We start from the raw sequence: 12,449 nt of genomic DNA, 5'->3' as shown, positions 1-12,449 counted from the left end.
GTTGCCAACGCCGAGATCGCCGAGACACAAAAGGTCGGTGCCGCCGGCGATCGCTTCCATGCCGAAGGCCATGGTGGCGGCACAGCCACGCTCGTCCAGCGCGGCCTCTTCGGTGATGTCGGCGGTCGGGATGTGCAGGGCAAGATCGAAAACCTTCAGCCCGAGGTCGTAGGCAATGCAGATCTGGTTGATGGCGGCACCTCCGGCGGCGCAAAGTTCGACCGCGTTGGCGGTCGCCGCCACCGGCCGTGGCGAAATGCCGTGGCGCGTGACGCCGTGATTGCCGGCAAAGACCGCCATCAGCGGTCTTGTCACCGCGGGCGGAGCCCGCCCGCTCCAGCCGGCGAGCCAGGCGGCGGTATCCTCGATGCGGCCAAGCGAATTGCCTGGTTTATCGGCCTTGGCAAACAGCGTGCGCACGCGGGTCTCGGCTGCCGTGTCGGCCGCCGGCAGGTTGGCCAACAGGTTGCGAAAATCGTCGAAAGGCAGTGCGCTGGTCATCTTGTTATCGATCATTCCCTGGAGTTGGTGAGCGGCATAGCCGCCTTGCGGGGTTGGCACAACCTCCGGGATGATGGGCCTGCATTTGGCGCAAAGCCGGCCCCGAAGGGCGCAATCGCGAGGGCTTGCATTGGCTTTGCCGTTGCACCATGTGGAGGTGGAACAAGGGATTCCGGATGGAAGCCCAAGAGAAAGTCATGACGGCCATCGAATCCCCGTGCATCCTGGTCTGTTCGATCGACATGAAAACCGGCTTCTGTTTCGGTTGCGGTCGCACGCGCGAGGAAATCGGCGCCTGGATCGGGATGACGACGGAAACGCGCCGCAGCGTCATGGCGCAATTGCCGGCCCGGCTGGAGACGGTCGAACGCCGGCCGCGCCGGGAAACTCGCCGCACCCGTATGGCGCGCGAACGCGACGCGCTATCGTGAGGTGCGGATGAGCCGGTTGTTCTGGATTTTGATGGCCGCGATCGGGGTGGGAGCAGTCCTGCTCATGCTCAATGATTCCGCCGGCAGCACGCTCGGCGTCGAGAACAACGATTTCAGCCGGCTGATCTGGCTCGGTGCCTTTGGCGCCCTTATCGGCGCCGGCCTGCTTCGCTCGGGCCGACCCCTGGGCGCCATGGCCCGCAATCTCGGCGCCTGGGCGGCGATCGCACTCGCGCTGATCGCCGGCTACCAGTATCGCTATGAGTTGCAGGATGTCGCCAGCCGGGTGACCGCGGGCCTTGTTCCCGGCAGCCCGCTTGCGCTTGGCGTCGAGGACGGCCACGCCACGGTGACGCTCGACAAGGCGGACAACGGCCATTTCGAAGCGCGCATCCTGATCAATGGGAACCCGGTCCGGGCCGTGGTGGATACCGGCGCAACCAGCACCGTGCTGACGTCGCAGGATGCGCAGGCCGCCGGATTCAATCCAGCGGCGCTCAACTACACCATACCGGTTTCGACCGCCAACGGCATGGCACGCGCCGCGGCCGTGAAAACCGATCAGATTGCGATCGGCGGCATCATGCGCAGGGATATGTCAGTGATGATCGCCGCACCCGGCATGCTCAGCCAGAGCCTGCTCGGCATGAACTTCATCGGTTCATTGTCGGGTTTTGACGTGCGCGGCGACCGCATGATCCTCAGGGATTGATCCCCGAAGCTCAAGCCGCTTCGGCTGCTGCGCCACCGAACTCGACGGCAGCGTAAGCCGTCCTCAGCACGTCCGGGCCAGCGCCAGGTTTTGTCGCGTCCGTGGACAGGATCTGCCGGTAGCGGCGCGCACCGGGCAGGCCATGGAACAGTCCGACCATATGGCGGGTGACATGGCCAAGCCGCCCACCCTGTTCGATATGGCGTGCCGCATAATCCGCCATCGTATCGATCAGCGCGGCGAAATCGAATGGCTCGGACTGGACGCCGTGGAAAGCGGCATCGACGCCGGCCAGAATGCCGGGCGTGTGGTAGGCGGCGCGGCCAAGCATGGCGCCGTCGACATGATCGAGATGCGCCCGCGCCTCTTCGATCGATTGAATTCCACCATTGATGCCGATGAATTCGTTATGTTTTCTGGCCTTCAGCCGATAGACCCTGTTATAGTCGAGCGGCGGGATGTCGCGGTTTTCCTTGGGGCTCAGCCCTTCCAGCCACGCTTTGCGCGCATGCACCCAAAGCGCCTCGGCACCGGCATCGAAAACACCATCCGCCAGCGCATCGAGAGCCGGCTCCGGATCCTGCTCGTCGACGCCGATGCGGCATTTGACGGTGACGGGAACTGTCACCGCCGCTTTCATCGCTGCGACACAGTCGGCGACGAGGTCCGGCACCTTCATCAGGCAGGCGCCGAACGTGCCCGACTGGACGCGGTCTGACGGACAGCCGACATTGAGGTTGATCTCGTCATAGCCAAAAGCCTCGCCGATGCGGGCAGCCTCGGCGAGCTTTTCACGATCCGAGCCGCCGAGCTGCAGCGCGACCGGATGTTCCACCGCATCGAAGCCGAGCAGCCGCTCGCGCGCGCCATGGATGACCGCGTCGGCCACCACCATCTCGGTATAAAGCAGCGCATGGCTTGTCAGCTGGCGGTGGAAGAACCGGCAATGCCGGTCCGTCCAGTCCATCATGGGGGCTATGGCCACTCTATAATCTTGATTTTTCAGCATTTTTTTTAACATCAAATCGTTAGAACCTGCCTAGGTCACGCGAATTTACGCCAGAATACGACCCTTTTCGCCACGTTTCGATCTCTCAGTGCACACGGAGCGCATACGAACCAATGGCCACCTACACAAAGCTCTCGTCCGGGTCCTGGCGTGTCCAAGTCCGTCGCAAAGGTCGCTACGTCAGCGAAACCTTCCTGCGCCGAGACGACGCACGCCGCTGGGCGACGAAACCGAGCGCCAAGTCGATCGCGGTGAGACACCGACAAAGTCTCGAACAGCGCGCCTGAAAACCTTCGGCGAACTCATCGACCTTCATATCGACGACATGTGCGATGTAGGCAAGTCCCCTCGCCGCTCCAAGGCCGCAGCCCTCGCTATGCTCCAAAGACATCTCGGCAAGTGCAACATCGCGGCTCTCGATCGCGAACGGCTCATTCGTTTCGGCCGTGACCGGGCTGCCCAAGGTGCTGGACCGATGACGCTAGGCATCGACATCGGTTTCGTAAAACTCATTCTGGCTCATGCCGCTGCGGTGCACGGGCTGCCCGTCAAGGTCGAACCGGTTGATCTCGCGCGGATCGCCCTGAAGAGGCTTGGGCTCGTTGGCAAAGGCAACCAGCGGGATAGGCGGCCGACAAATTGCAGAGCGCTGAAGGCGAGCATGCACGAGATCTATGGGCCGCGAAGGGTCGGCAGGCGTTCGATGCTGAACGGCGTGAAGAGTGGATGGGACGGCGAACTTAGCCACGGTTGGCGCGAGCAACGGCCAGCACGAAGCCCGAACAGCAGACTTCCGCCGGTGCGCCAGCGCCGCAGTCAAGCTTGCGCAATAAGTTTTCGCGCTCTTCGTCACTACCGGCGACAATCTTCTCTCGGAAGGGCGCAAGACTTGAGTTGGCGAAGCTCGTCAAAGCAGGCGCTGCCCTAGGAGCAAACTTCAAATGCCAGATCGTGTTCCCCTCGTAACCTCCCGCACCCCACAGATGCGATCATGCACACTGCGCGTTGATAGAAGGTCTATAGCCAGGGTGCGAGCCAGCGGCACTGCTCTGCATAGCAGGAACGGCGTAAAGCGAGGGAAGCTCCTCGCCTTGGATGAGGTCGGCGAGCTGACAGTCGCCAGTGTCTCGCGCTGAAGCCAATCGACGAGCAGTCCCACGTCCCATTCGTCAGGCTGGATCCTGCGGTTCAATCGACATCTGGTCGCCCGGCGAGGCCATGATCCTGCCGGCGTCCGAATTGATGTAGGCATCGGCGGCGACGTAGTCGACGGCAGGCATTTAGCACACGCTCGGATCGCAGCCGCGCAGCAAACGTCCAGGCCGCCCGCCTCGCTCGGTTTTCTTCCTAAAAACGGGAGGCACAGGCGGAGCGGCCCTTCATACCAGCGGCTTACTCGATGACGCGGGCGTCACCGACATCTGCGGCTGACGGATCCAGCCCGTAAGCCTTGAGCGCTTCCGCGATCGCGCCATCCTTGCGGTAAGCTTCTAGGGACGTGTCAACGGCCTTCGCAAGATCCTCGTTGCTCTTGTCCAGCAGGAAGGCGGTCTGCGACGGGTTCATGGTCGCATCGATGCGCGGATCTTGTTTCAGCACATTTACCTTACAATTCTGTCCTTCGTTCTGAATGACAGCGGAGCCGAAGCCGTCGAGCGCCGCCTCAATACGACCGGCATGAAGGTCCTGCGCGAGGTTCAGCGACGACGGATAGGTCTTGGAGCCTTCGTAAAGCTTCTCCATGTCCTGGACCCATAAATATCCTTCAACGGTGCCGACCTTCTTGCCCAGCAGACCATCGACAGTATCAATGCCGTTGGTCGAGGTGACGGACAGTTGGTCGAGATAGACCGGCGTAGACAGAGCGACGACCTTCGCGCGGGCGGCGGTACGATAGAAGCCGCCAAGCGCGATGTCCGCGCGCCTCGACTGAACTGCGGAAACCGCGCCTGGATATGTGAAGATCTCATAAGCGATCTCCAGGCAGTTCTCCTTGGCAAAACGCTTCACGAGATCGCCGTCGATACCCGCGATGCCGCTGTCTTTTTCGAGCGAATACGGAGCGGTGTTGGTAAGCGCGACTGTGAGTTTGCCCGCTGACACGGTTTCGAAAACGTGCTGCGGCTTGCAATCCTGTGCGGACGCGACGCTGGCACCCAAGGCCGTAGCAATGGCCGCGGCCGAGATAATCTTACTCCAATTTTTCACTGTGCTCTCCTCTGACATTGATGGTTTTTGATTGCAGGTCAGCCGAGATGGCTGCCCAGCCTACGTTCGGTGTACGAGACCAGCCACCCGAACGGGACGGTGATGGCGAGATAGAACAGGCCCGCCAAGATCAGCACATCGAGGTAGAGGTAGGTGGCCGCACCCACGCGATAGGCGCGCGCCAGAAGTTCGGGGATGGCGATCGTGTATGTAAGGGCCGTCGCCTGAAAGATGAGAATGGCAAAGCCCATCAGTGCGGGTATTGCGAACAGGATTCCTTGGGGGATCACTACGAAGCGCAGGATGTCCCGGCGGGTCATGCCGAGCGCCCAGCCCGCCTCGATCTCACAATGCGGAACCGCGTTCAGACCGGCGCGAAGGATCTCGCTGGTGTAGGCGCCTGTCGTTAGCGCCAACGCAATCACGCCAGAGGTGAAGGCACTTACGGTCATCCCGGAAGCAGGCAATCCATAGTAGACCATCTGCAGGACGACGAGTGCAGGCGCACCACGCCCGATCTCGACCAATACCACCGCGAAATAGCGGACGAGCCTGTTTCCAGAGGAAGAGGCAAGCGCAAGAACGAGGCCGGTAGGCAATCCGAACAGCAGCGCCAGGCCCGCCAACTGAAGACTGACAATAGCTCCTTGGAAAAGCTGGGGCGACCAGTCCAGCCAGTTAGCCAGCATCTCGCTCATTTCGCTTGCCCCCTTGAGCGCAGCCGCCCGTCCACGGCGCGTGCCAACACGACAACGGGTATGGACAGCACGATGTAGAGAAGCGCGGCGAAAATGAACGGCGCGAAGCTGCCGCCGCCGCCTTGAGCCTGCTGCGATGCGTACATCATCACGTCGCGGACACCGATCGTGGAGGCCACGGTCGTGTCTTTGAGCAGGCTAACAAGGAAGGTCGCCATGGGTGGAACCGAGACGCGCAGGACCTGCGGCGCCAGGATATAGCGCAGCGTATCCAGGCGCGACATACCGAGCGCCGTGGACGCCTCCCGCTGGCCCTTCGAGAGGGCCAGGAAGCCACCTCTATAGATTTCAGCGAGATAGGCCGTTGATACCAACCCCATGCCCAGGATGGCAGCCTGATATGAACTGAGAACGATCACTCCGCTGCCCAATCCGAAGAAAATAATGAACAGCCAGACGATCGGCGGGATTCCTCGGACAACGTCGATGTATATGCGCGCCGGCGCGCTTAGCAGAAGCAACCGGGAACGTCGCATCAGCACCAGCGGCATGGCTGCGATGGCCCCGACTCCGAAAGCGCCGAAGGTCACCAGCAGCGTGGCCGGAACGCCTCTGAGCAGTGAAACCAGCAGGTCGATCATCTGCGATCGACCACGGCACGGAAGAACTGCCGCGTGCGGGGCGACGACGGATTGCGGATCACGGCATCAGGCGGACCCTGCTCGATGATCTCTCCATTAGCCATGACGATTACGCGGTCGGCGACGTCTGCGGCAAAGGCGATCTCGTGCGTGACGATGATCATTGTCATGCCTTCCTGTGCGAGCTCGCGCATCACGGCCAACACCTCAAGCCCGAGTTCGGGATCCAGGGCGCTCGTGGGTTCGTCGAAGAGCATCACCTTGGGGTCAAGAGCCAGGGCGCGTGCGATCGCGATACGCTGCTGCTGGCCACCCGACAGGCGCGCCGGATAGGATTGCGCCTTGTCCGTAAGGTGTACGCGTTCGAGCAATTGGGCGGTGCGCGCGTCCGCCTGCTCCTTGGTGCGCCCCAGAACCCGCATCTGCGGCAGCGAAATGTTGCGCTGCACGGTCATGTGCGGAAACAGGTTGAAGGACTGGAAAACCATCCCGGTGGAACGTCGGAGCCTCAGCAGCTCTCCGGCGGACAGATTGCGGTCGACCGAAAACCGGATGGCACCCACTTCAAGGGTGCCGGATGACGGCTGTTCGAGCATATTGATCGCACGCAGCAGCGTGCTCTTCCCCGCGCCGCTGGGTCCGACGATCGCCACGACCTCGCCGCGCGTGATGTCGAGCGAGACGTTCTTCACGGCGTGATGGCCGCCATAGATCACGTTGATGTTCTTGATGCGTACGATATTTTCTGCCTCGGGCATGGCTTCTTTGTCCTTGCGCTAACGCCGGTGTCCCACTGGTCAAGCCGCCGCAGTATGTGTGCCCGGAACGTTTCTTTCCGGAGTTGGAGCGAGACTTTCGGTGCCTGGGATTGATGCGGGAGAGCCCTTGAGCACCCAGTCTGCGACGATCAGCCCAATCACCGGCGCGAGCTGAATCCCGTAGCCGCCCGCACCGGCCGCGGTGATCAGACCGGGCTCCGACTGATCGACTGGTCCGACATAGGGACGGTGGTCGGCGGTGACAGGGTAGAGGCCTGCCCAGCCCCGGCCGAGCCGGGCGCCCGGCAGATCAGGCAGGCGTTCGATCAGCATCTCGGCCAGCATGACCTTGGACCCTTCCTCGCACTGCTCGTTGTAGTTGTCCGGATCTTCGGGCGACGGCGAACTTACCTTGTGTATCTCGGCGATGAGCTCGCCCGCTTTCTCGTGCCGAAAGTTGAGTCCGGTGCCCTGCCCGTTCACCAGATCCATGACCATCGGCATTGTGTACGGGAGCGGCGCGTCCAAGTGGATTGTCAGCGCCTCGTGGCGCTCGGGGTGGATGTGCAGCGTCTGTCCGAGCATCTCGGCAACGCGTGGCGCCCAGGCGCCTGCCGCATTCACGACGAAGTCGCAGCCGATCGGCCCCTTGCTGGTGTCCAACCGATAGCCACCGGATGTCCGCGCGGCACCAAGCAGCTTGCGGAACTGGAAAACCTCGGAGCCGAGCTTCTTCACCTGTTGCGCCAGCAGCGTGCACATTTCGTGGGGATCGAGGAAGCCGTCGTCCGGCCCGAAGATGCCGCCTTCGAGCCCATCTGAACTCAAGTGCGGCACGAGTTGCTGAAGCTCGTTCGCCTGGTAGACCCTGGATCTGAAGCCGGCATCGCGCTGGATCTCCACCGAGCGGGCGAACAGTTCCATCTGCTCGGAGGTGCGCGCCAGACGCAGGTAGCCGATAGGGCTGAAGCCGAGACCGAGGCGCTCTTGCCACCGGCGGACGCGCTGCACCGATTGCATGCGCAGCTGTATCTCGAACGGATCCGTGAGCTGTGTCCCAACGACCCCGACCGAGCGGCCGCTGGATCCTGACGCAATGGATTGTGCGTCGATGACGGTGACGCGAGCGCCCTGTTCCGCGAGCGCGTGCGCAGAACACATACCGAGGGTACCCGCACCGATGACGACGACGTGAGGAGAAGCTGTCATGTGACTTCCATCTGTTGCTGCGTCGTCCCGTGCCGGATGGATCCGGCGCTGGACGCGCTACGTCATTGCTTCGGAGCGATTGCTGCGAGGGCGCCGTCGATTGCGGAAAGGATCTCGCGTGCGTCTTCCTCGGTCATGGAGGTGGAAAGCGCGAAGAGTCCGTAACTCGCCGAAAGCACGCCGCGGTCGAGCAGACCCTTGTGGAACAGGTCGAGTTTCATGCGTTCGGACGCACCCGGATAGACTGACCGGTAGTCCGTGATCGGCAACGCCGTGAAATGAACTTTGAAGAGCGAGCCGAGACCGACGCACTGCCCGTTGAGGACATGGCGAGCAAGCGAGGCCGTGATGCCCTCGCGAAGCAGGCTGCCGATAGCGTCCAGATGCGCGAAGCTAGCCGGGGTCAACGCGCGCATCGCCGCCAGACCGGCTCGCATCGTCACCGGGTTCGCGGTGAAGGTGCCGCCATGCGGCAATGCGGGCTTGCCTCGTGTTGGATCGAACACCGCCATCACGTCGGCGCGGCCGCCGACGGCGCCGACCGGGAATCCTCCGCCGATGATCTTGCCGAGAGCCGTCAGATCGGGCGTGATGCTCCACAGGCCCTGCGCCCCCGAATAGCCAAGGCGGAGCGAGATCACCTCGTCGAAGATCACCAGCGAGCCGGCGGCATGAGCGATCTCGACCATCGCGTCGAGATAATCCTTTCGCGCGGGAATAAGTCCGGCGCGGTTCGGCATCGGGTCGATCAGAACACCCGCTATCGTGTCGCCATGCGCGTCGAAGACGGCACGCAGCGCCTCCGTATCGTTGAACGGCACCGCGATGACATCATCGAGAACTCCCTTCGGCGTGCCTTTCGCGTATGCCGTTGAGGCAGGCATGTCGCCCCAGTTGGCGGGCGAACTGTCCAGGCTGACTTCCGCGAAGTCGTAGGAGCCATGGTAGGCACCTTCGATCTTGACGATCTTCGGCCGCTCGGTGAACGCCCGAGCCGCCTTGATCGCCATCATGACGCCTTCCGTGCCGGAGTTGGCGAAGCGAACCTGCTCGACTGACGGAAGGCGCTCCACCAACAGTTCAGCAAGATCAAGTTCGCTCTCGGTGGGCGCTCCGAAAGCCGATCCCCGGGGCATCTGGTCCACCACCGCGGCCGTGACGGCGGGATGGCCGTAGCCATGGATCATGGCCGTGAAATTGTTGATGCAGTCGTAGTAGACGTTTCCATCGACGTCCCAGACGCGGCAGCCCTCGCCGCGCTGGGCATAGATCGGAAACGGGTCGATGAAGACCGTTGTCCGGGTGTTTCCTCCCGGCATGACCTTGCGGGCCCGTTCGAACATCTCGCGGGACTTCGGCATTGAATCTGGATAGTGGCGCATAATCTTGTAAACCGATGAAGGAGACAGTCTTGGATGGCCGCGACGAAGGGCGCGACCTCTTTCGATCACTTGGTCATGATCGTGTGGCTCTGCTCGCGCAGGTACTGTGGCAGGAACCAGGAGCCGAGACCGCCCTTGCCGCTGACCCCGGTGCCTTTCCAGCCGCAGAATGGCTGCGCGCCTGGCCATGCACCCGTCGTTGCGCCGCTCGCACGGTTGGCATAGAGAACCCCCGCTTCGGCGGTGTCGAGGAAGTGACGCAACTCTTTCTGGTCGTTGGTAAAGATGCCGGCCGACAATCCGTAGGCGATGTCGTTGCCCTCTTCGATCGCGGCATCGAGACTATCAAAACCGCGGACGACCACGAAAGGCATGAAGAGTTCGTCGCGGGTCAGCCGGCCCGGACCATCAAGTTCGACCACCGTCGGCAGGACGTAGTTGTTCGCAAAGCCCTGGCCCAGGGCGGCGCCCCCAAAATGCACCTTGCCTTTGCCCTCGACTTCCGACAGCGCTGCCTGGAAACGGCCGACTGTGGCGTCGCCATAGACAGGGCCCATAAAGGTCTCGGCCTTACGAGGATCTCCGACCACCAGCTTTCCAGCGAACGCTACCAGTTTCTCGATGAATTCCGCCTTGACCTTCTCGTCGACATACACGACCGAGCATGCGGAGCACTTCTGGCTTGCAGGCCAAAAGCGGAGCGCGCCACCCCCTGCGCCGCGCGGTCGAGGTCGGCCTTGCTCGTCACGTAGGCGGGGTTCTTGCCACCCATTTCGGCGATGACGGGCTTCATGTGGGGCAGCGTTGCCATATGACGGAAGATGCTCATGCCGGTCTTATGGGAGCCCGTGAATGCAACGCCGTCGATGCCGTTATCGGTGGCAAGAAGGCGCCCCACCTCTCCATCGCCAAGCACGATGTTGAAAACACCTTCGGGCAATCCCGCTTTGCGAAGCGTTTCGGCAATCAGCAGTCCGGTCAGCGCGCAACCCGGCGACGGCTTGTAGACCACCGCATTGCCTGTCAACAGCGCACCCGAGACCATGCCGATCGACAAGGCGAGCGGAAAGTTGAAAGGAGCGATGACCGCGAAGACGCCATAGGGCTTCATGACGCTCGTAGCAGTCTCGTTTTCGACCAACACGTTCATGGGCCGGACGAACCCGTTGTTCGCCTTCATCTCCGATGCGTAGTACTCGACCATGTCGAGGCATTCCTCGGCTTCGCCGACTGCCTCGATGCGGGACTTTCCGATCTCGTAGAGCGCCGCCAAACCGAGGTCATATTTCCGCTCCGCCAGTGCCTCTCGCCAGCGGGCGCCGAATGCAAGGCGATCGTCCAGCGTCGAACGGTTCCAGGTCTTCGCGCCGGCCCGGGCTGCCTGGATCGCGGACTTGACGTCTGACGGGGTTGAAACCGGGAACTTGCCGAGAGAGATCTTCTTGTCGATAGGGCTCAGGATCTCTTTCCGAGCGCCAGTCGCAAACGGCGTCGACCACTCGCGACCCAGTGTGTTCTTCTCGAAATCCGGGATCATTGCATCGAGGTGAGCGTGAACAGGGGAAAAATCCACCCCGATGTTCGAGTAGGTCACACGCGGGAGTTCAGCCATTTCAAGTTCCTCCGAAAATCGGTATTTATCCCGATAATCAGGATTTGGCTTGCGAGTCAATCGAGGGGACCATAAAATGGAAATAATACCGAATTTCGGTATTACTCGTGAGGAGATTTCGAGTTCGGGTTACCTGGCGGAGCCCGACAGCCGAGGGCGTGCGGCCGTTCGGCTAGTCTACGGAGCCCCTCGAGGCGCGGCGGGATAACGAGAGACCGACCTTGCCCCTCACGTCTGTTTTGAACGATAACCTTCTTGCAGTCGCAATTGTCAGATCGGCGTAGGTGCCCTTGAATACGAAATCGAAGAAGCCGAGCGCCAAGGACAGTCCCCTCGAGCGCTACATCTCGATCATGGAAACGGTCGCGCCGTTCGAGCATGGCTTGACGGCGATCGAGCTCGAAACGACGCTTGGACTGCCCAAAACCACGATCAACAGGCTGCTGCATGCCTTGATCGAAAGCGGGATGATCACCGCCGAGAGCGTTCGCAATCGGACATACCGCCTCGGCGATCGCTTGCTGCAGCTGCTACAGATGTCTCCGGATAGCGGCTGGCTGACGACGCTCGCGCAGCGACCGCTTCAGGATTTGGCCGACCGCACCGGCCAGTCGGCGTTCCTGTCGAAGTTCGACGGTACCGAGGTGCGCTCGGTCACCTGCGTCGCGCCCGATACTCCGGTCCGGACCTATGTCATGCCGGGTATGGCCATGCCTGTAAATGCGACCGCTTCGGCCAAGGCGATCCTTGCGTTTCATCCGCAGGAGACCGTGAACAGGATCCTGGCGACCGAGCTGCGCAGCTATACCGATCGGACTAAAACGAAGATCGCGGAGTTGACCAGGGAATTGGCGGAGGTTCGGCAGCAGGGCTATGCCATGGACCTGGCCGAGCATGTTCCGGGCCTGGGCTCGATCGCATTTCCGATAAGGCCGACGAGCGGTGAGGTGATGTACGCGGTGGGACTTACGGGACCCTACGGTCAGATCATAGAGCAAAACTTCAAGCAGCATTGCTCGGCGCTCGCAGAAGCCGCCCAGCGCATGGCGAAGCTGGCGCAGATGCACGCCTACAACGGATCGGCTATGGCCGCAAAGAGTGCTGCAGCGGATCAGCGATAGGTCGGTGCTTGAGAGGCCGGTCACTCGCGCGAAGTGATGTTGTGCGTTGAACCGAGAATGTAGTTCGCGAATGGTCTCGACGGAGGTGCGAGTGCTTATGGGACAAATTATCACTTAGATTCGGTATTGGGGAGAATTTGAGGAGGCATCGACTTCCTGACGGGGCT

Annotated in this window: 11 protein-coding genes and 2 pseudogenes; 4 read left to right on the top strand and 9 right to left on the bottom strand. The window is 61.8% G+C overall.

From position 1 onward, the window contains the following. A partial coding sequence (locus EOB49_RS37310; RefSeq protein WP_245472442.1) for a nicotinate-nucleotide--dimethylbenzimidazole phosphoribosyltransferase occupies positions 1–501 on the bottom strand: 501 nt, incomplete at its 3' end. A 197-nt stretch (positions 502–698) separates the two neighbouring features. Here EOB49_RS37310 and EOB49_RS03470 point away from each other — a divergent pair. Together EOB49_RS03470 and EOB49_RS03465 are read left to right on the top strand one after the other, a co-directional pair. Then, the gene (locus EOB49_RS03470; protein WP_027036625.1) at positions 699–932 is read left to right on the top strand and encodes a DUF1289 domain-containing protein; all 234 of its coding nucleotides are present in this window, start codon (positions 699–701) and stop codon (positions 930–932) included. A 7-nt stretch (positions 933–939) separates the two neighbouring features. Further along, positions 940–1,644 (top strand): TIGR02281 family clan AA aspartic protease, encoded by a 705-nt coding sequence (locus EOB49_RS03465; protein WP_127270820.1) that lies wholly within the window; start codon positions 940–942, stop codon positions 1,642–1,644. Between the two features lie 10 nt (positions 1,645–1,654). On the opposite strand, the gene dusA is transcribed toward EOB49_RS03465, so the two are convergent. Then, the gene (gene dusA / locus EOB49_RS03460) at positions 1,655–2,653 is read right to left on the bottom strand and encodes a tRNA dihydrouridine(20/20a) synthase DusA (protein WP_127380152.1); all 999 of its coding nucleotides are present in this window, start codon (positions 2,651–2,653) and stop codon (positions 1,655–1,657) included. A 630-nt stretch (positions 2,654–3,283) separates the two neighbouring features. On the opposite strand from dusA, the pseudogene EOB49_RS37305 reads away from it, so the two are divergent. Beyond that, positions 3,284–3,397 (top strand): annotated as a pseudogene (locus EOB49_RS37305) (conjugal transfer protein TraD); the annotation flags it as partial. Between the two features lie 648 nt (positions 3,398–4,045). Here the strand turns inward: EOB49_RS37305 and EOB49_RS03440 are convergent. The 7 genes and pseudogenes from EOB49_RS03440 to EOB49_RS37300 all read right to left on the bottom strand — a co-directional run bounded on the left by EOB49_RS03440 (position 4,046) and on the right by EOB49_RS37300 (position 11,086). Next, entirely contained in the window at positions 4,046–4,861 is an 816-nt protein-coding gene (locus EOB49_RS03440) for a transporter substrate-binding domain-containing protein (RefSeq protein WP_164781579.1), read from the bottom strand. Positions 4,862–4,899: 38 nt separating this feature from the next. Then, entirely contained in the window at positions 4,900–5,559 is a 660-nt protein-coding gene (locus EOB49_RS03435; protein WP_127327393.1) for an amino acid ABC transporter permease, read from the bottom strand. Continuing rightward, complete coding sequence (locus EOB49_RS03430) at positions 5,556–6,200, bottom strand: amino acid ABC transporter permease (protein ID WP_127380150.1); 645 nt, start codon at positions 6,198–6,200, stop codon at positions 5,556–5,558. Before EOB49_RS03430 ends, EOB49_RS03435 begins: the two co-directional genes overlap by 4 nt. Further along, positions 6,197–6,958, bottom strand: coding sequence for an amino acid ABC transporter ATP-binding protein (locus tag EOB49_RS03425; protein ID WP_127380149.1), 762 nt, complete (start codon positions 6,956–6,958; stop codon positions 6,197–6,199). Before EOB49_RS03425 ends, EOB49_RS03430 begins: the two co-directional genes overlap by 4 nt. A gap of 39 nt (positions 6,959–6,997) precedes the next feature. Beyond that, positions 6,998–8,167: an FAD-binding oxidoreductase gene (locus tag EOB49_RS03420; protein ID WP_127270694.1), complete on the bottom strand. Its 1,170-nt coding sequence runs from the start codon at positions 8,165–8,167 to the stop codon at positions 6,998–7,000. Between the two features lie 62 nt (positions 8,168–8,229). Beyond that, on the bottom strand, positions 8,230–9,510 hold the full coding sequence (locus EOB49_RS03415) for an aspartate aminotransferase family protein (RefSeq protein WP_245472440.1): 1,281 nt from the start codon (positions 9,508–9,510) through the stop codon (positions 8,230–8,232). 104 nt (positions 9,511–9,614) lie between these two features. Beyond that, positions 9,615–11,086: pseudogene (locus EOB49_RS37300) on the bottom strand (aldehyde dehydrogenase family protein). Between the two features lie 359 nt (positions 11,087–11,445). Between EOB49_RS37300 and EOB49_RS03405 the strand changes: the two are divergent. Further along, positions 11,446–12,282: an IclR family transcriptional regulator gene (locus EOB49_RS03405; protein ID WP_256746366.1), complete on the top strand. Its 837-nt coding sequence runs from the start codon at positions 11,446–11,448 to the stop codon at positions 12,280–12,282. Positions 12,283–12,449 lie beyond the last annotated feature (167 nt).

Origin of the sequence: Mesorhizobium sp. M7A.F.Ca.MR.148.00.0.0 (assembly GCF_003997735.1) — a bacterium.
GTDB lineage: Bacteria > Pseudomonadota > Alphaproteobacteria > Rhizobiales > Rhizobiaceae > Mesorhizobium.
Note: the sequence above shows the minus strand (reverse complement) of the source record. Positions and strands in the feature narration are given on the sequence as shown.